Genomic DNA, 25,031 nt, shown 5'->3' with positions numbered 1-25,031 from the left:
GCCCTACGAGTGTGCCGCCCCACGGCGTCCTGGGTCCACTCGTATGGGTGCGACATTCGTACCACTGTTGCGCCGTACCCATGTTGCACCCTACGGTCAGTGGCGCGAGGCACCGCGCTACCGGTCCGAAGTGCAGTCACCCGTATGCCCGTTGAAGGCTCCGGCGTGGCCAGGGACACGGGCCCGCGCGCAAGCAGCCCGCTACGTTCCGCGTGGAGAGGACGACATGGCCCCCGTGACCGCCACCGCAACTCCCGTACCCCCGCCACCCCGAGGCTGCGAGGTCTATCGGCTCGCCCTGCCTAACACCGCAAGCGCGGCCAAGGTCTCGCGTGACTTCGTCACATCGGTCCTCGGCATCGGACGGCGCCGCGACCTCGGCCTCGTCGACGACGCGCGTCTGTGCGTGACGGAGGTCGTCACCAACACCCACCGCCATACCCGCACGCCGCTGATCCGCCTGCATGTGGCCGTCGACGGCAGACAGATCACCGTCTCGGTGACGGACGACAAACCCTGGGCCGTGCCCGTACCGACCGCACCCGCCGCACTCCCTCTGCGTGCGGAGCACGACAAGGAGGAGGAGTGCGGGCGGGGACTCGCACTCTTGGACAACCTGGCCCGCGCGTGGGGGTGGACGGTCCACGGCGGCTGCTCGCCCAGGTCGAAGTCGGTCTGGTTCATGCTGACCGAGACCGACGGCGACGGCGGTTCCGGTTCCGGGCCCGGAACTGGAACCGGGGCGGTCGACTGATGGAACCCGTAACCGACCGGACGCTGTGGGGCGTTGTAGTGATCGCTCTCGCCCTCATCATTCTGGCGTGGGGAGTCATGTACGCATCGACCCCGAGCAGCAACCGGCACACGAACCCGGACCTGTCCGAGCTGCGGGTGCCAGTAGACGCGGAGAAGGGATACACGTACACCTGCCACTGCTACCGGGACCCGGTCCGCGTCACCATCCGAACCCCCCGCCCCCACCAAGTGGGCCACGCGGAGGTCCAGGCCAGGGCGGGTGGGTGGCGGGTGCGGGTCAGGACCGAGGGGTAGCTGGGAAAGCTTCCCCGTTGCGCGGGTCCAATGCCGGCCTGCGGGTCGGCGGGTGGGGCGCGGGGGTGGAGTGGGGCGGCGGGGCTCCGGCTCGGCGGGCTGGTGTGGGTGGGGGGTTGGGATGCATGCCCCGCTGGTCCGGGAGGGTTCTTCGACGACCGGTCAGGACCGAGAGGTAACCGGGGTGACCCGGGGGGTTTGGTGGCGGGTGGGGGCCGCCCCTTGGGTTTCAGTGTCGCGGCTCCGGGTCGGGCGTCAAGGGCGCTCCTTTGTCGCGTCGGCTGCGCCGATTCCGCTTCGCTCCACCCTTGACACCCAACCCTCCACCACAAGTGCTGCTTTGAGGGGGGCGGCCCGGGGGAGGGGTCCCCGGGGAAGCACCTCTGTTCCGGGGGCCGGTTGCCGACCGCAGGTCGGTGGGCCCTGCGGGGCTGCGCGGCAGTGGTGTGGGGCGGCCCGGCACCGGCTCGGCGAGCAGGGGTGAGTGGGTAGTTGGGGCGCATGCCCCGCTGCTGAGGGTCCGTTGTCGGCTGCTCCTGTAGCCCGAGGCGGACGAGACTCGCAGCTTGCACCCTATGTCCCAGTTTGGTGAGCCTTTCGGGGGGTCGTCGGGTCGGTCATGCGTCCTGGTGCCAGCTAACCGGGCCCCCTGGCGTTCCATGGCTCTCCGACCGGCGCACTGCCGTCTGCTGGCGCGCGGAGTGGAGTGGGGTGGCCTGGCACCGGCTTGGCGAGCCTGCGTGGGTGGATGGTTGGGGCGCATGCCCCGCTGGTGAGGGCCCGTTGTCGGCTGCTCCTGTAGCCCGAGGTGGACGAGACCCGCAGCTTGCCCCTTATGCCCAGTTTGGCGGGCCTTTCAGAGGCTCCTCGGTCCGGTGATGCGTCCTGCGGCCACTTGACCTGGCTCCACGGCACATCACGGTCTCTCAGAGGCCCACTCACCGCCTCTCCCGTCACACCCGCCCCACCACCCACACACCCTCACCAGCGGGGCATGAATCCCGGCTCTCCACGGGGGTCAGTCGCCGAGCCGGGGCCGGGCCGCCCCACACCACTGCCGCGTAGCCCCGCAGGGCCCACCGACCTGCGGTCGGCAACCGGCCCCCGGAACAGAGGTGCTTCCCCCGGGGACCCCTCCCCCGGGCCGCCCCCCTCAAAGCAGCACTTGCGGTGGAGGGGCGGGGGTCAAGGGTGGAGCGCAGCGGAATCGGCGCAGCCGACGCGACGGAGGAGCGCCCTTGACGCCCGGCCCGCAACCGCGAAACTCAAAGATCAGGGGCGGCCCCCACCCGCCATCACACGCCCCGGGTCACCCCGGCTACCCCCCGGTCCTGACCCGCACCCCCACCCGCCATCACACGCCCCGGGTCACCCCGGCTACCCCCCGGTCCTGACCCGCACCCCCACCCGCCGCCGCCCCGCCCCCTCACCCCAGCCTCGCCCCGAAAAAGCGTCCGTCCGCCGTCCGCAGTTCCCGTTCCTCCCGTTCGCTTCCCTCGTGCTCGAAGTGGCCGGCCGTCAGTACGTGCAGTTCACGCGGCCCCGCGAGCGCGTTGTAGACGGCGAACTGGCCCGGTGGCGGGACCGATGGGTCGAACAGGGCCGGGGCGACCAGCATCGGGATCCTGATCCGGCTCGCCGCCGTGGCGGCGTCGAAGTACGCGAGCACGTCCATGATCCCGGGGTGATCTCGGTAGTGGGCCCGTACCGCCTCGCCGCTCCCGGCGCAGGGCAGCGTCAGCCGCAGCGGATGGTTGCCGAACGTCGGTACGGTCAGCCGGCCGCAGGCGAAGCGGTCGTCCCAGGGCAGTGCCAGCGCGCCGAGGCCGCCGCCGAGGCTCTCGCCCGCGTAGCCCAGCCGGGGACCTCCCGCCGTCACCAGTTCCGGTACCAGATCGAGCAGCGCGGACGCGGCGCACCACAGGTCGGCCACGCAGTCGCCGATGACATATGTGTCACGGGACTCGACGCCGTGCAGGACATGGCGGTCGGCGTCCCCCGGGATGCCCGGTCTGCGGCTGCGCGCCCCCATCCCCCGTACGCACGGCAGGATCGCCGCGCCGCCCGGCAGTGGAAGCGGAACGTCCCGGCCGGCCTCCTGGCGTCCGCCGTAGCCGTGGCCGATGACGAATCCGTACCGCACCGGCCCTTCGGCGGGCAGGACGAGCCAGCCGCCGAGGCGCAGCCCGCCGACCGATGTGAACGACACCCCGAAGATCCGGAATCCGTCGCGCGCGTCCTCCTGGGGGCCCACCGCCGGCGCCGCCCCCACCCGTAGCGCCGCCTCGTAACGATCCCGCCAGAACGTGTCGAACCCGTCAGGCGGGGCAGGCGCCGCGATGACGAGCAGCTCATCAAGGGTCCGGCCATACGCCGGATCAAAGGGAAAGCCGTGTACGAACGCGGACATGATCACGACAGTAGCCCACAGGACATAACCGGACACGCCCGGCCGTACGACACTCGGCCGGACACAAGCGGAAGCCGCCCGCACACGCGCCGCACGTACGCCTCCCGCACGCGTGGACACACGCACGGCCACCCCACGCACAGCCGCCACCCACACCCCCGCCGTACCGCCGCCGCACCCACAGCCATCGCACGCACAGATGTCGCACATGTTGCACGAGCGTGACCAAGCGACCTCTTGCGGTTTCCCGAAGCGTGACGACAGAGTGATGTATGCGCTTACAGGCAGCGCATACATCGGGGAGCTCAAGGAGGAGCCGTCCATGCACCGCACCGCCAGAACCGCCTCTGCCGCCACCGCGCTCGCGGTGGCATTCGGACTCACCGCGTGCGGAAGCTCGGGTGGTGAGGGTGTCGCCGCCGACAAGGAGCAGACGCTCACCGTCTGGGCCATGGGCGCCGAGGGCGAGAAGCTCGCGGACGTCGCCAAGGTGTACGAGAAGGCCAACCCGCACATCACCGTCAAGGTCACCCCCATCAGCTGGGACGTCGCGCACCAGAAGCTGGTCTCCGCGGCCGCCGCCGGCACCCTGCCCGATGTGGCGCAGATGGGCGGCACGTACATCGGCGAGTTCTCCGAGCTGGGCGTTCTGGAGCCGGTCGACACGAAGGTCTTCAAGAAGGACGACTTCTTCCCCGCCGCCTGGAAGCAGGGAGAGGTGGACGGCGAGGTGTACGGCGTCCCCTGGTACGTCGACACCCGCGTCCTCTACTACCGCACCGACCTCGCCGAGAAGGCCGGCGTCGGCAAGGCGCCCGCCAACTGGCAGGAGCTGGGGCAGCTCGCCACCGCCTACCAGGACAAGGCCCGTACGAAGTGGGGCCTCTACCTCCAGCCCAGCGGCCTGGACACCGTACAGAGCTGGTACCCCTTCCTGTACTCGGCCGGCGGCGAGATCGTGTCCGAGGACGGCAAGGCGGTCTTCAACAGCCCCGAATCCATCCGGGCCATGACGGAGTACGCCTCGTACTTCGACAAGGGGCTCACCAAGAAGAGCACCCCGCCCGGCTACGAGGTGCTGAAGGACTTCAACTCCGGTGATGTGCCGATGTTCTTCTCCGGCCCCTGGATCATGACCCTGATCAATGACGACTACCCCGACCTCAAGGGCAAGTGGGGCGTCGCGAAGGTCCCCGGGGACAAGGCCTCCGTCTCGATGGCGGGCGGCTCCAGCCTGGTCGTCTCCAAGGACAGCACGCACAAGGCCGCGGCCAAGGACTTCATCACGTACCTCACGGACACCGAGGGCCAGAAGGACTGGTTCACCCGCACCAGCGATCTGCCCGCCAACACCAGCGCCTGGGACTCCGGCAAGCTCTCCGACGACCCGGGGCTCCAGATCTTCCGTGAGCAGATGGAGACCGCCAAGGGCACACCGGTCCTGGCCAAGTGGAGCGAGATCACCTCGAAGGTCGACGAGGCCCTCGGCGCGGTGACCCAGAACAAGTCCTCGGCCAAGGAGGCCGCCGACAAGGCGCAGTCCGAGATCGAAGGGCTCGTGGAGTAGCCGCCATGACCACCACGACCGAATCCGCCGCGGACGCCGCCCCGGCGCCGGCCGGGGCCAGTCCGCCGACGAGCGGCGCGAAGGGCCGTGAGCCGCGCTCCCTGGGCGTGCAGAATCTGGCCGGGTGGCTGTTCTCCACCCCCTTCCTGGTGCTGTTCTCGGTCTTCATGGCCTTCCCCATCGTCGCCACGCTCGCCATGAGCTTCACCGACTTCGGGCTGCGCAATGTGACCGACCCGCTCTCCGCGGAGTTCATCGGTTTCGAGAACTACACCAAGCTCTTCGGCGACGAGAAGTTCCTGAAGGCGCTGTTCAACACGGCGTACTTCGTGGTCATCGGCGTACCGCTCACCATCGGCGCGGGACTCGCCGCCGCCGTCCTGCTGAACAGCGGGATCGACCGGGCGCGGACCCTGTTCCGGGTCGGCTTCTACGCCCCGGTGGTGACCAGCATCGTCGCCGTCGCCGTCGTCTGGACCTTCGTCCTCGACCCGTCCGAAGGACTGATCGCGGGCCTGGCCTCCGAAGTCGGCCTCACCACCCCCGACTTCCTCGGCTCCGAGGCGCTGGCCATGCCGTCACTGATCCTGATGGCGGTCTGGCGCAACCTCGGCACGGTCATGGTGCTGTTCATCGCGGGCCTCCAGGCCATTCCCGCCGACGTACGGGAAGCCGCGCGGCTGGACGGCGCCGGTCTCTGGCAGGAGTTCCGCCGGATCACCGTGCCGCTGCTGCGGCCGACGATGCTGTACGCCACGGTCATCACCACGATCGGCTACCTCAATGTCTTCGAGGAGCCGTTCGTGATGACCGAGGGCGGCCCCTCGAACAGCACCCTCACCGTCTCGCTGAACATGTACCGCGAAGGCTTCAACTTCTTCCACATGGGTTACGCGAGCGCCATGGCGTATGTGCTCTTCGTCGTCATCATGGGCATTACGGTGCTCCAGCTCCGTCTGCTGAAGGACAACACGAAATGAGTGCCGCGCAGACTTCGGCCCAGCAGGCCACGCCGCGCCGGAACGGGCGTACCGGGCGGCGCGGGAAGACCGGCGTGTACGTCCTGCTGTCGCTCGGTGTGCTGGTCATGTCGGCGCCGTTCCTCTGGATGGCGCTGTCCGCCTTCAAGACCGACCGCGAGCTGGCGGCCAGCCCGCCGGTGTGGCTGCCCACCGAGTGGACCCTGGCGCACTTCTCGCGCCTGCTCGACCGCCTCGACCTGCCGCTCTACTTCTTCAACTCCGTGCTCGTCGCCGTGCTGGTGACGGTCTCCAATCTGGTGTTCTGCTCGATGCTGGGATACGCCCTGGCCAAGCTGCGGTTCGCCGGCCGGAACAAGCTGTTCGCGCTGGTGCTCGGCGCGCTCATGGTGCCCGGCAATCTGATGCTGCTGCCGCTCTTCGTCCTGATGAGCAAGTTGCGGCTGATCGACTCGTACGCGGGTCTGGTGCTGCCGTTCGCGGCGGGGGCCTTCGGGGTCTTCCTGATGCGGCAGTTCATGCAGTCGATCCCGGACGAGCTGCTGGAAGCGGCCAGGATGGACGGCGCCGGTGAGTGGTACATCTTCTGGCGGATCGTGATGCCGCTGGTCAAACCCGCCCTGGCGACGCTCGCGATCCTCACCTTCCTGGGCTCCTGGAACAATTTCGTCTGGCCGCTGATCGCCACCAACGATCCGGGCAAATACACCCTCCCGGTGGCGCTGGCGACCTTCGCCACCGACCCCAATCAGTCGGAGGGCTCCAACGGAATGCTGATGGCCGGCTCCTTGCTGGTCGTGCTGCCGGTGCTGCTCGTCTTCATCGTGCTGCAGCGGTACTTCACGCAGGGCATCGCCACGGCAGGCATCAAATGACCGCCGAGGCCGGCCTCACGTAGCGGCCGGCCCTTCCACGTATCTCCGGCGCGCTTTCGCGGCTCCGCGCGCCTCCGTGACTCCGCACTTCTGTGCTCCACACCCCCCTCCGAGAAAAGGTTTGTACAGTCATGACCGAAAAGTCCGCCGCTCGCGCCGACTGGGAGTCGCGCATCGGGAAGCCCAGTGACGGGCGGCTCCTCGGCATCGGGGAGCTTCCCGCCCCCGCCGGTGTGTCCGCCGACGACGGCACCGGCCATGTGCTGCTGACCTGGCGTCCGGTGCCGGGCGCGCTCGGATATCTGGTGCACCGCTCCGACTCGGCCGAGGGCCCCTTCGAGCCGCTCGACCACCTCGGCGGCGATGTGCTCGCCGTACCGCACCCGCCGTACGCGGACACGCTGGCCGAGCCGGGCCGCGGCTACTTCTACAAGGTCGCCACCTGGTCGGACACCGGTGCCGGCGCCCTGTCCGAGGCCGTGCCCGGGTCCGCCAGGGCCGCCGGCTCGCGCGCGGCCGAGGTCACCGTGGCCGTGGACGCGGCGGCCCCGGCCACCGAACTCCCCGGCGTCTGGAACCGGATGATCGGCGCCGAGCACTTCTCGCTGCTGACCTGGGACAAGCCGGGCGCGGGCGGCTCCGATGTCGCCAAGGAGTACGGCGAGGCGCTGGCCATCGTCCGCGACGAGATCGGCGTACGCTCCGTCCGCGCGCACGGCACCTTCCTGCCCGAGACCGTGACCGTACGCGGCGACGGCTCGTTCGACTTCTCCGGTCTGGACGCCGTCTACGACCGCTTCCTGGCCACCGGCCTCACTCCCGTCGTCGAGCTGTCCTTCATGCCGAGGGAACTCGCCTCCGACCCGCAGTACACGGTCTTCGACTACAAGGCCCTGGTCTCCACCCCCGCGCGGTGGGAGCGCTGGGGCGATCTCTGCCGCGAGCTGACCGTCCACCTCCAGGAGCGGTACGGCCGCGACACCGTCGCCGGCTGGGAGTTCGAGGTCTGGAACGAAGCCAATCTGGAGGTGTTCTGGAACGGCACCCAAGACGACTACCACCGGCTGTACGAGGTCGCCGTACGCGCCGTGAAGGGCGTGGACGACCGGATCAAGGTCGGCGGGCCCTCCTCCGCCGCGGCCGGCTGGGTCGGCGCGCTGCTGGAGTACTGCCAGGAGCACGACGTACCGGTCGACTTCGTCTCCACCCACACCTACGGCAACGCCCCGCTGGACTTCCGCCCGATGACGCGCGCTTTCGCCGAGGCCACGGGCAGGCCCGAGCCGAAGATCCTGTGGACGGAGTGGGGCGTCACGCCCACGCACTTCCACCGCGTCAGCGACTCCGTCTTCGCCGCGCCGTTCGTGCTGCGCGGCATGAAGAGCGCGCTGTCGTCCACCGACTGTCTCTCCTACTGGGTGGCCTCCGACCAGTTCGAGGAACTGGGCTGGCCGCCCCGGCTGTTCCACGGCGGATTCGGGCTGCTGACGGTGGGCAATCTGCGCAAGCCGCGTTTCTGGGCGCTGTATCTCCTCTCCCAGCTCCAGCTCACCGGCGGCCGGATCCCCGCGGCGGTCGGCGGGGACGGCGCGGGCGCGCTCGTCGAGTCCCTCGCCACCCGTACGGAGGACGGCTCCACCGTGGACGTCCTGCTCTGGAACGGCACCCTCGACCAGTCCAAGATCGACGGCGCGGCCGTGCTCGACCGCGCCGCGACCGTCCGCGTCACCGGCCTCGAACCGGGCGCCGTCCACACCGTCGAGTCGCGCAGGGTCGACGAGCACCATGCCAATATCCAGGCCGTCTGGAAGGACCTCGACGGCGGTGACTGGCCCGATGACCAGCAGTGGCGGAAGCTGCGCGCCGCCGACGAGCTGCCCGTCGAGACGCTCGCGCCCGTCACCGCGGACGCCGGGGGCACCGCGGTGCTGACCGTCGAGCTGCCCAATCCCGGCATCCGCTTCCTGCGGCTCGCCCGCGGCTGAAACCTGCGGCTGAAACCCGCGGCCGAAACCTGCGGCTGAAACCCGTGGCCGACACTCTCGGCCGAGCCGCCCGCCGCCACAGACCCGGGGGCCGACGGCACCTGACCGTCGTCGGCCCCCGTCCGTACCACCCCTACACGGCCACACCGCCACACGACCACACCGCCACACGACTACACCACCGCACGGCCACACCACCACAACTCCACACCCGCCAACAGGAGCTGGACTCTCATGGACCGTCGCACGTTTCTCGCCGCAGCGGGAACCGGGGCCGCCGCCCTGTCCCTCGGAGCCGTATCCACGCCCGCCCTCGCCGCACCCGCCGCACCCGTCCCGTCCGGACGAGGCGTCCCCGCGCCCTCCTCCGACATCTCCCTGCTGCACCGCTGGTTCCAGGACACCTACCGCTCGATCGAGGCGATGACGACCGACCACGGTCTCACCGCCGACAAGATCGATGTCTCCGGGTCCGGTACGCCCGTCCCCTCACGGAACACCTCACCGACCAATATCGGCTGCGGCCTGTGGTCCACCGTCGCCGCCGCGGGCCTCGGAGTCATCGGCCGGGACACCATGTACCGCAGGCTGGCGCACACCGTCTCGGCGGTCGAGCGGCTCGAACGCCACCACGGCTTCTGGCTCAACTGGTACGACGCGTACGACGGTTCGGTCCTCACCAGCTGGCCCGGCACCGGCGACCCGGTCCGCCCCTTCCTCTCCTCCGTCGACAACGCCTGGCTCGTCACCGGCCTGCGGATCGCCGCCGACGCGGAGCCGCGGCTGCGCGGCCGGGTCGCCGCGATCCTCGCGACCGCGGACTGGTCGTACTACTACACGCCGTACGACCCGGCCGACCCGGTGAAGGGCCCCGGCCAGCTGCGCGGCGGCTTCTGGACCGACACCGGCGAACCCACCGCGCACCACTACGGCGCTCTCAACACCGAACCCCGCATGGCCAGTTACCTGGGCATCGCCGACGGCACGCTCCCCGGCGAGCACTACTGGCACATGCTGCGCACGATGCTCCCCGAGCACGGCCAGGAGCAGCCGCCTGGCGGCGCGTACGAGACCATCGACGGTGTCCGCCTCTGGCAGGGCCACTACACCTACCGGGGCCGCAAGCTCGTCCCCACCTGGGGCGGTTCGATGTTCGAGGCGCTGATGGTGCCGCTCTTCGTGCCGGAGACCGAGTGGTCGCCGCGCTCCTGGGGCACCACCCACCGCCGCTACGTCCGCTCCCAGATCGAACACGGTCTGGAGGAGGCCGGGTACGGCTACTGGGGCTTCTCCCCCTCCAATGTGCCCGAGGACGGCTATCAGGAGTACGGCGTCGACGCGATCGGCATGCAGACCGACGGGTACGCCTCGAACACCGACCGCACCTTCGTCACCCACGGCGAGCCGCTGCCGCCCGCGTCCGCTTACACGAACGGGGTCGTCACCCCGCACGCGTCGTTCCTCGCCCTGCCGCAGGCGCGCGGGGAGGCCATCGCCAATCTGAAGGCGATCGCGGCCGACTTCGGCGCGTACGACGAGCGCTACGGCTTCCGTGACTCCGTCAATGTGGGGACGGGCCGGGTCAGCGACTTCGTCCTCGCCCTCGACCAGGGCATGATCGCCGCCGCGCTCGCCCAGGAGCTGCGTCCAGGACTGCTCCAGCGGCCGTTCCGCACGGGCGGGTTCGCCTCGCGGGTACGGCCGCTGCTGGCGAAGGAGCGCTTCAGCATCTGAGGCCGGAGCCAGTCGCCGGACCCCGCTCCCCGGCCCCGGACCTACCCGCCGGACACGCCCGCCGGACCTACTCGCCGGTCCTGTCCAGACGTCCCCAGCCGTCGCGGTAGGACGTCCAGTCCTTCTCGGTCGCCGCAAAGTCGACGTAGATCGCGACGCCGAAGCGGTCCCGGTCGCGGTCCGTGCGCCCCAGGCCCAGCCTGACGCCGCGGACCGCGGCCGCGACGGTCTCCGCGTGGCCGTGGTGGCTCAGGTCGTCCTCGTAGTAGAAGGGCAGCCCCATCAGCAGGTCGGTCCCCTCCGGTGTGACTTCGAGGGCGAGCGTGGTCTGCTGCGCGACATAGCCGCCGTACAGGCTCTCCAGCGGCATCGCCGTGTCGTACGACATGACGGCGATCTGGTCGACCCGCCGGGCGACCTGCGCGAAGAACGCCTGCGACCACCACTTGGGGTGCCCGGTCAGCGCGTCGGCGACGGAGTGCAGCGCGGGCAGCGGATCGATCTGGTGGGCGGCGATGGAGAGCGGCACCTTCCGGGCCCGGGTGAGGGCGCGCAGGTCGTCGAGGAGCGAGAGATAGTCGCGGTCGCCGGAGTGCAGCGGCTCCAGGTCGAAGTGGACGCCGTCGAAGCCCGCGTCCAGGATCTGCCGGGCGGAACCCACCACGGCGGCGCGGGACGCGGCCCGCTCCAGACGCAGCCCGTCGGGCGTCTCGGTCGCCAGCTTGTCGCCCAGCCAGGCATGGACGCGTACGCCCGGGATCTCGCGGTGGACGGCGTCGATCAGCCACCGTGCCCGGGGGTAGCGGGCCGTGGGGAGGGTGCCGTCGTGCTCCAGCGGCCCGGCGTGGACATACAGGTCGCGTATCCCGGTACCACGGACCCGCTTCGCGAAGGCGTCGAGATCGGCGTCCTTCTTCCGGCCGTCCACCCAGGCGTGGCCCAGCCAGATGGCGTCCTTGCCACGGGTGCGGGTGCCGTCCTGGAGGTCGCCCGCGTAGGTGAGGCGCAGGGCGGCGGCGCCGGTGAGCGCCGGAACGAGGAGCAGGACGGCGAGCGCCAGCGCGACCCGCTTGGGCCACCGCGCGCGGGGCGCGCGCCAGGCCCGTATCAGTGTCCGTCCGAATCCGCGCAGCTGTGTACGCAAAGCCGTTACCTCCCCCGTGTGCGCATGACCGGCCGGTCATGGAGACGCTCAGGCTATGTGCCGGGGGCCACCTGATGACGGCCCAGCACCCCGTTCCAGCAGGCGCTACGTCCGGTCGCGCCCGCCGGTGACGGGACATAACCTCCCAAATGTGACGTCACTCGTAAGCCGCCCCTGGCCTTGCCGCCCCGGGTCCCGTCGCCCCACGCCCTGTCGCCCCAGGACCCGTATAGCCGCCAGGGTTCTCCTGGCCACGCTGGTGACGGCGTGGTGGCTTGTCGTCCCCACCGCTCAGCGGGCGGCCGCGGAACAGCCGATCCCCCTCGACCGGCAGGGCCAGATCACCGACAAGGTGGGGGCGCTCGGCGATCAGCGGGCCGCGGTGAGCCGGGCGCTCGACCGCCTCTACAACGACCGCCGGGTGCAGCTCTTCGTCGTGTACGTACGTGACTTCTCCGGGCACTCGCCACAGAGCTGGGCCGACGCGACGGCCACCCGCAACGGCCTCGGCCGTGACGACCTCCTGCTCGCGGTCGCCACCCACGACCGGCAGTACGCCTACTCCGCGGACATCGACTCGCCGCTCACCGCCGACCAGCTCGCCACGGTCGCCGGCACCGCCGTCGAACCCGCGCTGCGGCAGAACGACTGGTCGGCCGCGGCGATCGGCGCAGCGAACGGATTCGGCGCGGTGCTCGCGGGCCGGCCGGTGCCCACGCCCGCCATCACGCCCGGGGAGGCGGACCCGGGGGGCCCGGCGGCCGACGGAGGCGCGGCGACCAATCTGGTGCTGCCCGTCGTCGTGGTGGTCGGGGCGGCGGCCATCGGCGCGTACAGCTTCGCCAAACGCAAGCGGCGGATGGCGGTCCGTACGACACCCAGGGGCGAGCGGCAGGGCTGGGGCTCCCCCGGCGGTACGGAGCGGCCGGCGCCGACTCCGCTGCCCGAGCTCGACGGCCGGGCGAAGCAGGTCCTGGTCGAGACGGACGACGCGCTGCGCACCAGCCAGGAGGAACTGGGCTTCGCCACGGCGCAGTTCGGCGAGGAGGCGGCGGCGCCGTTCACCGACGCCGTGGCCTTCGCGAAGGGCCAGCTGACGCTCGCCTTCCGGCTGCGCCAGCAACTGGACGACGCTTTCCCGGAGGACGACGAGACCCGCCGCCGGATGCTGGACGAGATCATCGCCCGCTGCGCGGAGGCCAACAGCCGGCTCGACGCCGAGTCCGAGGGTTTCGACCGGCTCCGGGCCCTGGAGCGGAACGCGCCGGGGGCCGTCGAGACGGTCGGGAGCACCTTCCGCGAGCTGACCGGGCGGGTCGCGACGGCGCGGGACACGCTCGCCACCATGCGCGCGCGGTACGCCGACTCGGCCTCCGCGCCCGTCGCGGACAGCGTCACGCAGGCCGAGGACCGGCTCGTCTTCGCGTCCACCGCCCTGGACGAGGCACGTGGCTTCACCGGCGCGGGCGACAACGGCAGGGCGGCCGTGCATGTGCGGGCGGCGGAGGCGGCCGTCGGGCAGGCGACCACGCTCGTCGAGACGGTCGAACGGCGCGCGCGGGAGCTGACGGAGGCGGCCGGGAAGCTTCCCGGCGCGCTGACCGAGACGGAGACGGATCTCGCCGACGCGCGCGGGCTGTTGAAGGGCACGACGCCGGGGGTGCCCACGGCCGATCTCCAGGGCCGGATCGGCCGCGCCGAGGCGGTGGTCTCGGGGGTACGGCGCGAGCTGGGCTCGGGACGGTACGACCCGATCGACGCGCTGCGCCGGGTCGAGGAGGCGGACGCGGTACTCGACGAGGCGCTGACCGGGGCGCGGGAGCGCGAGGAGGGCAGCCGCCGGGCCGGCACGCTCCTCGATCAGGCGATGCTCACCGCACGCTCGGCGATCGGCGCCGCCGCCGACTACATCGGCACGCACCGCGGGGCGGTCGGCAGCCAGGCCCGTACCCGTCTGACGGAGGCGCAGCGGCGGCTGGAGCTGGCGCACGCCACGTCGGTGTCGGGCGACACGCAGGGCGCGCTGGCCGAGGCGCAGCGGGCGGACGCGCTGGCCAGGACGGCGCAGGACCTCGCCGAGCAGGACGTGCGGTCGTTCGGGAGCCGGTACGGCGGCGGCGGTGTCCAGGGCACGGGGGGCGGGCTCGGTGGTGCCGTGCTCGGCGGAATCCTCCTCGGCGGCCTGTTCGGCGGCGGGGGCGGCCTCGGTGGAGGCGGCATAGGAGGCGGCGGCGGGTTCGGCGGGGGTTACGGGGGCGGCGGCGGCCCCGGCAGTTTCGGCGGCGGGGGCACGCGCGGCCGGATGGGTGGCGGCGGCCGGTTCTGACGTCATCACCTTTCCCCGCCACCGCCATTCCCCGTCACCTTTCCCCACACGGCCACACGGCGTACGGGGCCACGAGGCAACAAGGCCATAAGGAGAAGAGCCATGACCAAGCAGACCATCCTCGGCCGGGTCAGCCAGCTGGCGAAGGCCAATATCAACGCCCTGCTGGACCAGGCGGAGGATCCACAGAAGCTGCTGGACCAGCTGATCCGCGACTACACCAACAACATCGCCGAGGCGGAGGAGGCGGTGGCCGGCACCATCGGCAATCTGCGCCTGCTGGAGCAGGACCACACGGAGGATGTTGCCGCGGGCCGTGAGTGGGGCGAGAAGGCGCTCGCGGCCAGCAAGAAGGCGGACGAGCTGCGCGCGGCCGGACATACCGGGGACGCGGACACGTTCGACAACCTCGCCAAGGTCGCGCTGGAACGCCAGCTCCAGTCCGAGAAGGAGGCGAAGACAGCGGAGCCGACCATCGCCTCCCAGACGGAGGTGGTGGACAAGCTGAAGACCGGTCTGGAGCGGATGAAGGCGAAGCTGAACGAGCTGAAGGCGAAGCGCGACGAGCTGGTGGCCCGCTCCAAGTCCGCCCAGGCGCAGAACCGGATGATGGACGCGGTCAAGAACATCAACGTCATGGACCCGACCAGCGACCTCGGCCGGTTCGAGGACAAGGTGCGGCGCGAGGAGGCGAGGGCGATGGGCAAGCAGGAGCTGGCCGCCTCGTCGCTGGACGCGCAGTTCGAGCAGTTGGACAGCATCGGCGACAGCGCGGAGGTCGAGGCGCGGCTGGCGGCGCTGAAGAGCGGCTGACGGGAAGGCCGACTGACGGCGCGGCACGGCACGGGCCCGATCGTCCCGGGCCGACAGCCGACAGTTGCAGGCCGACAGCCGTGGGCCGGCAGCCCCGGGCCCGGCGTCAGAACATGCTCAGCAGCTGCTCGACGGTCGGCTCGGCCGACGAGTCACCGTCGGGCAGGGCCAGTTCGAACCAGACGGTCTTGCCGCGCGGCGTGCGGCGCGAGCCCCACGCCGCGCTCAGCAGTCCGACCAGCTGGAGGCCCCGGCCGCCCTCGTCGGTGTCACGGGCCCGCCGCCGCCTCGGCTGCACCAGCCCCGCGTCCCACACCTCGCAGACGAGGGTGCGGTCGCGCAGCAGCCGCAGCCGGATCTCCCCCTCGCCGTAGCGCATGGCGTTGGTGACCAGCTCGCTGACGAGCAGCTCCACGGTGTCCACCAGCGGTTCGAGATCCCAGGCGAGCAGTTGCGTACGGGCGAGTTCCCTGGCCCGGCCCACCGAACGCGGCTCGCGGGGCAGCAGCCAGTCACCGACCGCTTCGGCCGGCAGCCCCTGGATACGGGCCATCAGGAGGGCGATGTCGTCCTCGCCGTGCCGGGTGTCGAGCGTGTTCAGCACGTGGTCGCAGACGTCCTCCAGCGGCCGGGACGGATGGGCGAGAGCCGCGCGGAAGGCGTCCAGGCCCTCGTCCAGCGGCTGGTCCCTGGACTCGACCAGCCCGTCCGTGTAGAGCGCGAGCAGCGCGCCCTCCGTCACATCGACCTCCACCTGCTCGAACGGCTCACCGCCCACACCGAGGGGCATCCCCGGCGGCACGTCGAGCATCAGCGCCTCCTCGCCCGGTTCGACGAGGACGGGCGGCAGATGGCCGGCGTTGGCGAATGTGCAGCGCCGGGTCACCGGGTCGTAGACGGCGTAGACGCAGGTGGCGAGATAGACCTCGGCGAGGTCGGCGTCGCGCGACTTGTGGGCGACGCGCGAGGCCTGCTGGGCGCCGCTGGGCGAGCCCAGTCCACGGGCGATCTCGTCCAGCGCGGAGAGCACTTCCGCGGGCTCCAGATCGAGCAGCGCCAGCGTGCGTACGGCGGTGCGCAGCTCGCCCATGGCGACGGCGGCCCGCAGGCCGCGTCCCATGACGTCGCCGACGACCAGCGCGGTGCGGTGGCCCGGCAGTTCGATGACGTCGAACCAGTCGCCGCCCACTTCGGTGGCCGTGTTGCCGGGCAGATAGCGGCAGGCGATGTCCAGCCCCGCGGCCTCCGGGTCGCCGGGCGGGAGCAGGCTGCGCTGCAGGATCAGGGCGCGTTCGTGCTCCCGCCGGTAGAGGCGGGCGTTGTCGATACAGACCGCGGCGCGCGCGGCGAGTTCCACGGCGAGGGCCCGGTCCCGTTCCCCGAACGGCTCGCTGCCCTTCGTACGGGAGAACTGGACGAGCCCGATGACGCTGTCGTGAGCGACCATCGGGACGGCGAACGTGGACTGGACGAGGCTGCCGGTCTCGCCGGGGATGGTCTGCACGCGGCCGGTGCGCAGCGCGCCCGCGCTGAGCGAGCTGAACGGGAAGCGGTGGACGGCGCCGACCTCGGGCGGGACGTATCCGTCGCCCTCGCCGCCCGGCCCTGTCAGCGGTACGTCGGAGACGGCGCTGGCGAAGGCCACCCGGCGGAGCCGGGCGCTGCCGCCGCCGGAATCGGCCCCCGAGGAGCCCCAGCGTCCTGGCGGCGCCTCCTCGCCGGTGAGCAGGCTCTGGTAGAGGTCGACGGAGGCGAGGTCGCAGAAGCCGGGGACGGCCACGCCGAGCAGCTCGCGCGCGGTGGTCTCCAGGTCCAGGGAGTTGCCGATGCGGGCGCTGGCCTCGTTGAGGAGAGCGAGGTTGCGGCGGGCGCTCGCGGCTTCCCTGGCGGCTATATGACGGCGTGTGACATCGGTGCCGACCCCGGCGACCCCGATGGAGCGGCCGGAGCCGCTGTGGACGCGGTAGAGGTTGACCGACCAGTGCCTGCGCTCCGCGTCGCCCGGCCGGGTGCCCACGATCTGGAGGTCGGTGACGGACTCCCCGGTCTTCAGGACGCGTTCCAGGGCGGCGGTCATCCGCTCGGCCTCGGGGCGCGAGAGATAGTCGTGGACCGTACGGCCGCGGTGGTCGTTGGCCTGGCCGCCGAAGACGGTGGCGAAGCGCTGGTTGGCTCGCTGGACCTTGAGGTGCGTGTCGAACAGCAGGAAGCCGAACGGAGATTGGCCGAAAATGGCCTGCGAGGAGGCGAGGTCGGTCTCGATCCGGCGCAGCGCCCTGACGTCGACGACGATACAGAGCGCGGCGCGTTCGCCACGCTCCGTCTCGCTCGGCATCACATAGACCTCGGCGATGCCGTGCCGTTCGGTGCCGCCGTCCGTACGGAAGGGAACGAGCCCGGTCCATTCCTTGCCGTCGAGGATCTCCTTGACCTTGCGGTGGCCTCGCGACCGCTGGTCGGCCGGCATGAACACCTCGACCGGGTCCCGGCCCCTGACCTTGTCGGCACCCACTCCGAACAGCTCGGCGGCACGCTCGCTCCACTGATCGACCAGCCCGTCCGGACCGATCGAGAACGAAGCGACCTTGATGTAGTCATAGATCGAGCCGGGCGGACTGCTCTGCCATACGACGTCGCCCGCCGCCCCAGATATCTCGCTCACGCGACCGTCCCCTCCAGCTCACGCACCGGACCGGCCATGCCCGCAGTATTCAGCACTACGGCCCCAGCCGACACGGCGTTCACGATCACAGCACGGTCTCGTTCTTTTTGAGCCGAGCCCGTCGTGATCGTTCTCCCTCCCAGACTTCTAACCAGGGAGGGGCAGCTCGAACCACACGGTCTTGCCGGTCTTCCCACGGCGTGTACCCCAACGCCGGGCGGAAACCGCCAGAAGCTGGAGTCCCCGGCCTCCTTCGTCGTCGGGACCGGCGGGACGTTCGGTCGGCGGATCGGGCAGCGGGTCGGAGACTTCCACCAGCAGCGCGGCACGCTCCGTGACGGCGGCGGCCTCGGCGCCGTCCGGACCGCCCGGGTCTCCGGGCCCCGGCTCGACGGGGCGGACGGCGAGCCTGACCCCGATCGGCCCCGAGGTGTAACGCAGGGAATTGGTCACCAGCTCGCTCACCAGCAGGACCGCCATATCGCCGACCGACGGCGGCAGACGCCAGGCGCGGAGCGTGTCACGGACGGCATGACGGGCGGAGCGTACGGCATCGAGTTCGGCAGGGAAGGTCCATTCGGCACATGCGTCACCCTCTGTGTCGATCAAGCCGATCACTTCCCCAGACCGACGGCAGACCCGCGTCCCGTTTAGGGGGGTTAATCAGCACATACCCGATATCCGTCGCGGCTACCGTCACAGCCGCCGTCGCAGGGGAGGCCGCACCGGCACAAACGGACTACGCCCCCTCCGCACATGGCGTACCGCACGTCACGCCGCCGCGCACTCCTCACGCGCCCCTGGCGGACTTCACACAGACGTGGCACGGATTTCGCACGGCCTTCGCACGGATTTCCCGCGCACTCCTCCGCTCGTTCTCCGCGCCCCGGCCGGTGCCCAGTTCAGGGGATCCGGGGGTTCCGCGCGGGGGCGGTCGACAGCCTGCGGGCCGCTTCGGCCACGGCCGGACGGTCCTGGTCGAGCCAGTCCACGGTATGGATCTCGTCAGGGCCCAGCCAGCGGAGTTCGTCGTGGTCCTCCAGCGGCCGTGGCTCGCCGGAGAGCAGCCGGGCCGTCCACACCTGGAGCACATAGCCGGGCTTGAGCGGCCATTCGCCGGGAATCCGCTCCACCGGCTCGCTCTCCACGCCGAGTTCTTCCCGCAGCTCGCGCACCAGCGCCTCTTCGGGGGCCTCCCCGGGCTCCAGCTTGCCGCCCGGCAGCTCCCAGCGGCCGGCCAGCTCGGGGGGCGCGCTGCGCCGGGCGGCCAGCAGCCGCCCCCGGTCGTACACGGCGCCCGCCACCACCACACGATCACTCATGCGCCGGAGCGTAACGCGCGCTCGGCCAGGGGCGTGACGTACGGCCACGGGAGACCGGCCTACCCTGCGGCCTGGCTGACGCGCTCCACCCAGTAGATCCGCTGTTGTCCGCGGCCGTCGAGGCTCTCGACTATCTTCTGCGCCTCGTCCTGGGTGGCGTATCTGCCGACGCGATAGCGGTTGCCGTTGTCGTCCTCCCGTATGACGAGCCACGGGAGCATGGCTCCGCCGTCGTTCATCGCGCTCCTCCCTGCGCCGACCTGCATCTCTCCGAAGATCCTCGGGAAACCGCATTCCGCATATGCCGGAGCCTACGCCTGACCTTCACAGAGCGGATACAGGTTTGTACAAAGAGATACGCATCCGGCCAAGAAAACGCCGAAAAACGGAGGCGGCAACCGGCCGCGCGCGCCCCCTGCCGCCCCGGCGCGCCCGATCGGGCCCTGAATCATGCCCGTACGGCCGGACGCGGGCAAGTCCGGCCGGCCCGTACGCGCCGTCGGCTCCCCGCGCGTGCCGGGCCGTCAACTCCCCTCGCCCGCCGGGCAGTCAGCTCTCTGCGCGCCGGGCCGCCGGTCAGGTCAGGTCAGGCAGGACGGCCGGACCGACGGACCGACGGACCGACGGTCACTTGACGGAGAGGTGGTACGCGATGCGGTACCGGTCCGCGGGGACGACGACCTCCGCGGTCTCCACGGCCCTCCCCGACGCGTAGTACGTCCGCTCCAGGACCATCACGACATGGCCGGGCACCCCGCCGAGCGCCATGAGCTCCTCCGCCAGCCCGGGGCGCGCGCCGACCTCCTCCAGCACGTTGTCCACGACGATGTCGATGGCCGCCATCCGCTCGACCACCCCGCAGCCGCCGAGCGGCCCCTCCTCGGGCAGCATCACCGGCGTACGCCCCGTGACCGCGAGGGGCTCCCAGGAGGTGGAGAGCATCATCGGCTCGCCCGCTTCCCGGAAGACGTAGCGCGTACGCATCACGCGGTCGCCCGGCTCGATCCCCAGCCGGGCGGCGATCTCCGGCCCGGCCTCGTCCTGCTCACTGCGGGACTCCCAGGTGCCCCGCGCGCCCGTCGCCGCCTGCTCCTGACGGAACGGACTGGAGCCGGACGGCGGGCGGTACCCGGACCGGGCGATCCGGCGGGGGACGGGGCGCTCACGGACGTACGTACCGGATCCGGAGCGGCCCTCGACCAGCCCCTCGGCCATCAGCACCTTGCGCGCCTCCAGCGCGACCGTGTCGGAGACGCCGTACTCCTCGCGGATACGGGCCTGCGAGGGAAGCCGGGTATGCGGCGGCAGAGCGCCATTGGTGATCTTCTCGCGAAGATCGCTCGCGACGCGGAGATAGGCGGGCTGCTCACCGAAGGCCACGGGCCACTCCCATCAGGTTGACAGACAGCAACAGCGTGGCAACCGTCGGTTGATCACCGCAAGCATGGGCCAAAGTTTCACCCGAAGTGATTACTCGCGTTTAAGCAGGCCTTTACCGCAGGTGCGCCCCATCGCGCCCTGCTGTCACGCCGGGCGCACCACCGCGCGACCGGGCCCGCCCCGGGCCGTGCGGCCCGGGAAACTGCAATGCTGACGATCATGACCACGATGTACGTCTGCCCGGCCGACGGCACCCGCTCACCCGTCGCCTCGCTCGCCTGGTGCTGCCCCGTCTGCCGCGGGCCCTGGGATCTGGACTTCGAGGCGTCCCCCGTACCCCTGAAGTCCCTTTCCTCCCGGGTTGATTCGCTCTGGCGGTACGCGGAGGCACTGCCGCTCGCGGCGCCGGTCACCACGCTCGGCGAGGGCCGTACCCCGCTCGTACCGCTGACCTCGTCCGTCTCCGCCAAGCTCGACTTCCTGATGCCGACGCTCTCCTTCAAGGACCGCGGCGCCGTGATGCTCGCCGAGCTGGCGCGACGGCTCGGCCCCGAGCGTGTGATAGCCGACAGCAGCGGCAACGCGGGCACGGCGATCGCCGCGTACTGCGCGCGGGCGGGGCTGCCCTGCACGGTGTACGTGCCCGAGACCACCTCGCCCAAGAAGACCGAGCAGATCGGGGCCCACGGCGCGCGTCTCGAACGCGTCCCCGGCGACCGTGAGGCCACCGCGCGGGCCGCCCGCGCCGCAGCCGACGAGCCGGGCACGTTCTACGCGAGCCATGTGTACAACCCGTACTTCCTGCACGGCACCAAGACCTATGTCTACGAGCTGTGGGAGGACCTCGGCGGACGGCTCCCGGAGACGATCGTCGTCCCCGTCGGCAACGGCACCCTGCTCCTGGGCGCGGCGCTCGCGATCGACGAACTGTCCTCGCACGGGCTCATCGGCGAACGCCCCGCGCTGATCGCCGTCCAGGCCGAGGCGGTCTCACCTCTCGCGACCGCCTTCCGCGCGGGCGCCGAGGAGTTGCCCGCGCCGGCCGGGAGCGCACCGACCCTGGCGACCCTGGCCGAGGGCATCGCCATCCCGAACCCGCCGCGCGCCCGGCAGATCCTGCGGGCGGTGCGGGCCTCCGGCGGCACGTTCCGTACCGTGACCGAGGATCAACTGCGGGCAGCCCAGCTCGATCTGGCATCCCGGGGGCTGTTCGTGGAGTCCACGGCCGTCGCCTGCTGGGCGGCGGTACGCGACGGGACCGGCGGTGCCGACGGGACCGACGGCGCGGACGGGACCGACCGGGCGGACCGGGCCGGCCAGGCCGCTCGCATGGACCTCTCCGTCGTCGTACCGCTGTGCGGGGCGGGCGCGAAGACCGGGCTCGCGCCGGCCGCCGGGGCGGGCGGGGCAGTTGGGACGGGCGGTCAGGCCGCCCCGTAGGCGCCGTGCCGGACGGGGAAGGCCGTTCAGCCGTTCACCACGCGCCCTGCCCGCCCCCCACCCGCACCGTACCGACGTTCCTACGGTCGTACGGTCGTACGGTGAGCCTCTCGCGTACCGACGTCCTCGCGCGCCTCCTCACGCCCCTTCTCGCGGGCGCGCTCGTGGTCGCCGTCCCCCCGGTCTCGTACGCCGACGGCGGGACCGGCGCCCCGCGCTGCGGGGAGGAGGCCGACCCCGGCTGGTCCCCCGCCGCCACCCGGCTCGACTCCGCCGACGGCTACCACGCGTACACCGGAAACGGCTGTCTCGGAACGCGCGTACCACCCACGGGCGCCGGTTACGCCGAGACCGGCGCCCGACCGCCGGCATGTCCGGGTGACGGTGCACGCGCCGGAGGGCGGAGGCCGATCGGGGATCGGCGAACTCACGGCCGGTACGGCTGACGGAGCCCGCTGACGGTGAGCGCGTACGACGGCACGCCAGGCCATGCCGCCTCGGCGGCCGGCTCGCCGGCCGCCGGCCGGTAGCGGCGTCTCCGGCGACAGAACAGCCACGGCTTGCGTGCCGGACATACGGACGCTGTACTGGACGCTGTACTAAAAGCGACAAATCGCACACCCTCGGATACCGGTCATGCCGCGGCGCGCGAAAGAAGGGTGACCATGCGGTGTCCACATCCCACCACCATCAGACAGCGTTCTCTGCGCGCGGCAGGGGGCACGGCCGCCCCGGGCGCCGGGCGCACCAACGCCGGGCTGCTCGCCCTCCGCGTCGTCGTGGGAGGGCTGATGACCGCCCACGGACTGCAGAAGACGACGCACTGGCTGGGCGGAGAAGGCCTGGCGGGCGGCGCCGAGGAGTTCCGGCACGACGGCTTCCGCGGCGGGCGGCTCACCGCGGTCGCGGCGGGCATCGGCCAGACCGGCGGGGGGTTGCTGCTCGGGGCCGGGCTTCTGACACCGCTCGGGGTGGCGGCCGTCGCCGGCGTCATGACCGTCGCGGTCACGGTGAAGCTGCCGCACGGGCCGTGGGTCCAGAACGACGGATACGAGTACCCGCTGGTCCTGATCCTGGCCGCGGCCGTCACCGGGCTCGCCGGGCCGGGCGACTGGTCGCTCGACCGGCTGGCAGGCGTCAAGTGGCCCGCGGCGGCCGGGATCGTCGGGTGTGCGGCCGGGGTGCTGGGAGGCCTGGCCACGCGGCGTGCGCTGTGGCGGGCGGGCCCGCGGTACGGGGAGCCGGAACGAGCGAACGGCGCCTGAAAGGCACGTCGAGTGCGGGCCAGCCGCGGAGTGAGGGCCAGTCCCGGAGTGAGCGCCAGCCCCGGAGTGAGGGCCAGCCCCGGATCAGCGCTCGGTCCGCGCGAGCAGTTCCCCGAGGTGGTCGCACCACATCTCGGCGACGTGCAGCGTCTGGTGCCCTCGCGTTTTCGGGCCGGCCGGAAGGGTCATGCCTCGTCCGTGCGGAACCTTCGCGACGGCTCGCTCAAGACCTCCGAGTTCGACGGGGTTGAGCCCGTCGTCCTCGAAGTTGAGAGCCAGCAGCGGTGCCCGTATGGCCGGGAGTCCGGGCGCCGGATCGTAGTCACGGGACGCGTCGAACTCCCAGATGACGTCGTTGGCGTCTTCACTGTCCAGCGCCTGCGTCGCGGTTCGGTCGATCTGCGTGTCGGCGGCGTCGATGGAGGGCAGATCGCAGGCCATGCGCCCCGCGCTTCCGGCCATGAGCTGGAACAGCGCCATCGCGTGGCCGAGTCCGGCCGGCTGCTTGTTGTAGCGGCCGTCGGCGTATCCGGGATCCGACTCGATCAGATGGATGAGCATCCTTCGCCAGAGCAGGTTCCGCCCGGTGATGCGCTCGGGCAGGCTGGCGATCGTCATCAGCGCCCGCGGAACGTCGGGATACCGCTCACCCCACATCCATGTCTGCATCCCGCCCATCGAGGTGCCGAGCAGCAGTCGCAGGCGCTCGACGCCCAACCCCTGCACCAGCAACCGGTGTTGCCCCTCGACGATGTCGCCGTAGCCGTAGCGCGGGAAGTCGGGCCCCAGCCCGTCGCGGGGGCGGCTCGATCCGCCGTGCCCCATGGCGTCCGGCATGATCACGAAGAATCTGCCCGCGTCGAGGGGCCCTCCGCTCCGGAACAGGAAGTCGGCGATCGACGGCTCCAGGAACTGCTGTCCGGAGCCGGTCGTACCGTGCAGAAGCATCACGGCGTTGCCCGCGTCCGTGTCCAGGGACCCGAGTGTGTGATACGCCAGGGTCACATCAAGGTGGCGTCCGTCATCGAAGCGGAAGTCGCCGACCGTGTGCCGGCCCGGCTCGGCTTCGCTTTTCCAGTCGGTCATGGCGTGGCCTCTCTAGAAGAACGAGAGGGTCTCGATGCCGACGCCTGCTTGCACGGTACGCAGAACCTCACCGCGTTCGAGATTGCACACGGCCAGCGAGCCCTCGTTGTGATTCGCGATGAGCACCGTTTCCCCGTCCTCGTGGAAGGCCATGTTCATGGGGCCCTGGCCGAGGTGCAGCAGCGTCTGGGATTTGAGGTCTTCGGAGAAGACCGTGGCCAGCGGCTCCTCGAAGTTCGTGACCACGAGGTATCTGCCGTCGGGGCTGTAGCGGGCGATCTGGGCCGCCTTCTCGTGCCCGTCGAGTGTGACCGTCGCGCGGGCCTCGTCCGAGGCCGTGTCCACGATGAAGAGCTGCGGCTGCTGTGCGTCGACCAGGACGAGCGTCTCCCCGTCGGGAGACATGCCGATTCCCGCGGAGCCGTTCGGCGTCGGAATTTTCTTGATCACACGTTTCGTTTCCAGATCGACGACCGACGCGAACGGGTCTTCCTCGTTCTCGGTGTAGAGCTTGCTGTTGTCCGGCAGCACCTCGACGCGGTGTGCCTTGTTGGATCCCACCTCGATCACATTCTCGATCTCGCCGTTGCCGGGGTCCATTTCGAGCACCACACCGCTGTTCTCGCAGACGCAGTACAGCTTTCCGTCCGCGCCCCAGCGCAGGCCGTGCGGGGCGAGATGCGGAAACGTGCTGAGGTCGCCGACGTGCTTCCGTTCCCGCAGGTCGAACTTGGCGACCAGATGGCCGGGATGGGGGTTGTCGCCGTGAATTCCGGCGCCGTATATGGGGACATACGCGAAGCGGCGATCGGGCGAGACGAGAAGCTCGTGCACCCTCGGCGCGAAGCCTTCGAGGGTCAACTCGACCTCGTAGGTGTCCGGATCGAGGAACAGGATATGATTCCCGACCTTGTCGACCGCCACGAGACCATTGCTGCCTGTCAGAAAATTCGCGTCCGGCATGACGCCCTCCTGTTCACGTACATCGACGA

21 protein-coding genes are annotated in these 25,031 nt (G+C 71.0%); 12 read left to right on the top strand and 9 right to left on the bottom strand.

Going from position 1 to position 25,031, the window contains the following annotated elements:
* Positions 1 to 226 precede the first annotated feature (226 nt).
* Together ACZ7LS_RS07360 and ACZ7LS_RS07355 are read left to right on the top strand one after the other, a co-directional pair.
* Positions 227 to 754 carry an ATP-binding protein gene (locus ACZ7LS_RS07360; protein ID WP_385135142.1) on the top strand — a complete coding sequence of 176 codons (528 nt, stop codon included), beginning with the start codon at positions 227 to 229 and terminating at the stop codon, positions 752 to 754.
* A gap of 77 nt (positions 755 to 831) precedes the next feature.
* Complete coding sequence (locus ACZ7LS_RS07355; RefSeq protein WP_385135144.1) at positions 832 to 1,050, top strand: hypothetical protein; 219 nt, start codon at positions 832 to 834, stop codon at positions 1,048 to 1,050.
* 1,426 nt (positions 1,051 to 2,476) lie between these two features.
* On the opposite strand, the gene ACZ7LS_RS07350 is transcribed toward ACZ7LS_RS07355, so the two are convergent.
* Entirely contained in the window at positions 2,477 to 3,460 is a 984-nt protein-coding gene (locus ACZ7LS_RS07350) for an acetylxylan esterase (RefSeq protein WP_385135146.1), read from the bottom strand.
* A 322-nt stretch (positions 3,461 to 3,782) separates the two neighbouring features.
* On the opposite strand from ACZ7LS_RS07350, the gene ACZ7LS_RS07345 reads away from it, so the two are divergent.
* The 5 genes from ACZ7LS_RS07345 (at position 3,783) to ACZ7LS_RS07325 (ending at position 10,601) form a co-directional block, all read left to right on the top strand.
* On the top strand, positions 3,783 to 5,027 hold the full coding sequence (locus ACZ7LS_RS07345) for a sugar ABC transporter substrate-binding protein (protein WP_382528412.1): 1,245 nt from the start codon (positions 3,783 to 3,785) through the stop codon (positions 5,025 to 5,027).
* 5 nt (positions 5,028 to 5,032) lie between these two features.
* Positions 5,033 to 6,007, top strand: coding sequence for a carbohydrate ABC transporter permease (locus ACZ7LS_RS07340; protein ID WP_382528409.1), 975 nt, complete (start codon positions 5,033 to 5,035; stop codon positions 6,005 to 6,007).
* Positions 6,004 to 6,882: a carbohydrate ABC transporter permease gene (locus ACZ7LS_RS07335; RefSeq protein ID WP_382528406.1), complete on the top strand. Its 879-nt coding sequence runs from the start codon at positions 6,004 to 6,006 to the stop codon at positions 6,880 to 6,882. The genes ACZ7LS_RS07340 and ACZ7LS_RS07335 overlap by 4 nt, the downstream gene beginning before the upstream one ends.
* Before the next feature lie 131 nt (positions 6,883 to 7,013).
* Positions 7,014 to 8,867: a GH39 family glycosyl hydrolase gene (locus tag ACZ7LS_RS07330; RefSeq protein ID WP_385135149.1), complete on the top strand. Its 1,854-nt coding sequence runs from the start codon at positions 7,014 to 7,016 to the stop codon at positions 8,865 to 8,867.
* 234 nt (positions 8,868 to 9,101) lie between these two features.
* On the top strand, positions 9,102 to 10,601 hold the full coding sequence (locus ACZ7LS_RS07325; RefSeq protein WP_385135150.1) for a glucoamylase family protein: 1,500 nt from the start codon (positions 9,102 to 9,104) through the stop codon (positions 10,599 to 10,601).
* Positions 10,602 to 10,668: 67 nt separating this feature from the next.
* Here ACZ7LS_RS07325 and ACZ7LS_RS07320 read toward each other — a convergent pair whose 3' ends face one another.
* Positions 10,669 to 11,745 carry a glycoside hydrolase family 18 protein gene (locus ACZ7LS_RS07320; protein ID WP_385135152.1) on the bottom strand — a complete coding sequence of 359 codons (1,077 nt, stop codon included), beginning with the start codon at positions 11,743 to 11,745 and terminating at the stop codon, positions 10,669 to 10,671.
* 259 nt (positions 11,746 to 12,004) lie between these two features.
* Here ACZ7LS_RS07320 and ACZ7LS_RS07315 point away from each other — a divergent pair, with 259 nt between their 5' ends.
* Both ACZ7LS_RS07315 and ACZ7LS_RS07310 read left to right on the top strand, forming a co-directional pair.
* Positions 12,005 to 14,071 carry a TPM domain-containing protein gene (locus tag ACZ7LS_RS07315; RefSeq protein ID WP_385135154.1) on the top strand — a complete coding sequence of 689 codons (2,067 nt, stop codon included), beginning with the start codon at positions 12,005 to 12,007 and terminating at the stop codon, positions 14,069 to 14,071.
* Between the two features lie 102 nt (positions 14,072 to 14,173).
* On the top strand, positions 14,174 to 14,884 hold the full coding sequence (locus tag ACZ7LS_RS07310; RefSeq protein ID WP_382528391.1) for a PspA/IM30 family protein: 711 nt from the start codon (positions 14,174 to 14,176) through the stop codon (positions 14,882 to 14,884).
* Between the two features lie 106 nt (positions 14,885 to 14,990).
* Here the strand turns inward: ACZ7LS_RS07310 and ACZ7LS_RS07305 are convergent, their stop codons facing one another.
* From ACZ7LS_RS07305 to ACZ7LS_RS07285, 5 genes are all read right to left on the bottom strand, one after another.
* Positions 14,991 to 17,546, bottom strand: a complete 2,556-nt coding sequence (locus ACZ7LS_RS07305) for a SpoIIE family protein phosphatase (protein ID WP_382528389.1) — start codon at positions 17,544 to 17,546, stop codon at positions 14,991 to 14,993.
* Between the two features lie 147 nt (positions 17,547 to 17,693).
* The gene (locus tag ACZ7LS_RS07300; RefSeq protein ID WP_382664412.1) at positions 17,694 to 18,164 is read right to left on the bottom strand and encodes an ATP-binding protein; all 471 of its coding nucleotides are present in this window, start codon (positions 18,162 to 18,164) and stop codon (positions 17,694 to 17,696) included.
* A 284-nt stretch (positions 18,165 to 18,448) separates the two neighbouring features.
* Positions 18,449 to 18,868: a (deoxy)nucleoside triphosphate pyrophosphohydrolase gene (locus ACZ7LS_RS07295; RefSeq protein WP_382528383.1), complete on the bottom strand. Its 420-nt coding sequence runs from the start codon at positions 18,866 to 18,868 to the stop codon at positions 18,449 to 18,451.
* Between the two features lie 59 nt (positions 18,869 to 18,927).
* Entirely contained in the window at positions 18,928 to 19,107 is a 180-nt protein-coding gene (locus ACZ7LS_RS07290; RefSeq protein WP_356514563.1) for an SPOR domain-containing protein, read from the bottom strand.
* Between the two features lie 388 nt (positions 19,108 to 19,495).
* Positions 19,496 to 20,248 carry a GntR family transcriptional regulator gene (locus tag ACZ7LS_RS07285; RefSeq protein WP_129770539.1) on the bottom strand — a complete coding sequence of 251 codons (753 nt, stop codon included), beginning with the start codon at positions 20,246 to 20,248 and terminating at the stop codon, positions 19,496 to 19,498.
* 219 nt (positions 20,249 to 20,467) lie between these two features.
* On the opposite strand from ACZ7LS_RS07285, the gene ACZ7LS_RS07280 reads away from it, so the two are divergent.
* From ACZ7LS_RS07280 to ACZ7LS_RS07270, 3 genes are all read left to right on the top strand, one after another.
* The gene (locus tag ACZ7LS_RS07280; protein WP_385135156.1) at positions 20,468 to 21,688 is read left to right on the top strand and encodes a threonine synthase; all 1,221 of its coding nucleotides are present in this window, start codon (positions 20,468 to 20,470) and stop codon (positions 21,686 to 21,688) included.
* 101 nt (positions 21,689 to 21,789) lie between these two features.
* The gene (locus tag ACZ7LS_RS07275) at positions 21,790 to 22,134 is read left to right on the top strand and encodes a hypothetical protein (protein WP_385135157.1); all 345 of its coding nucleotides are present in this window, start codon (positions 21,790 to 21,792) and stop codon (positions 22,132 to 22,134) included.
* Positions 22,135 to 22,353: 219 nt separating this feature from the next.
* Positions 22,354 to 22,953 (top strand): DoxX family protein, encoded by a 600-nt coding sequence (locus tag ACZ7LS_RS07270; RefSeq protein ID WP_385135159.1) that lies wholly within the window; start codon positions 22,354 to 22,356, stop codon positions 22,951 to 22,953.
* 84 nt (positions 22,954 to 23,037) lie between these two features.
* Here the strand turns inward: ACZ7LS_RS07270 and ACZ7LS_RS07265 are convergent, their stop codons facing one another.
* Complete coding sequence (locus ACZ7LS_RS07265) at positions 23,038 to 24,039, bottom strand: alpha/beta fold hydrolase (RefSeq protein ID WP_385135161.1); 1,002 nt, start codon at positions 24,037 to 24,039, stop codon at positions 23,038 to 23,040.
* Between the two features lie 12 nt (positions 24,040 to 24,051).
* Entirely contained in the window at positions 24,052 to 25,002 is a 951-nt protein-coding gene (locus tag ACZ7LS_RS07260; protein ID WP_385135163.1) for a YncE family protein, read from the bottom strand.
* Positions 25,003 to 25,031 lie beyond the last annotated feature (29 nt).

Source organism: Streptomyces sp. NPDC039430, from assembly GCF_055639435.1.
This window is presented reverse-complemented; position numbering and strand designations above follow the sequence as displayed.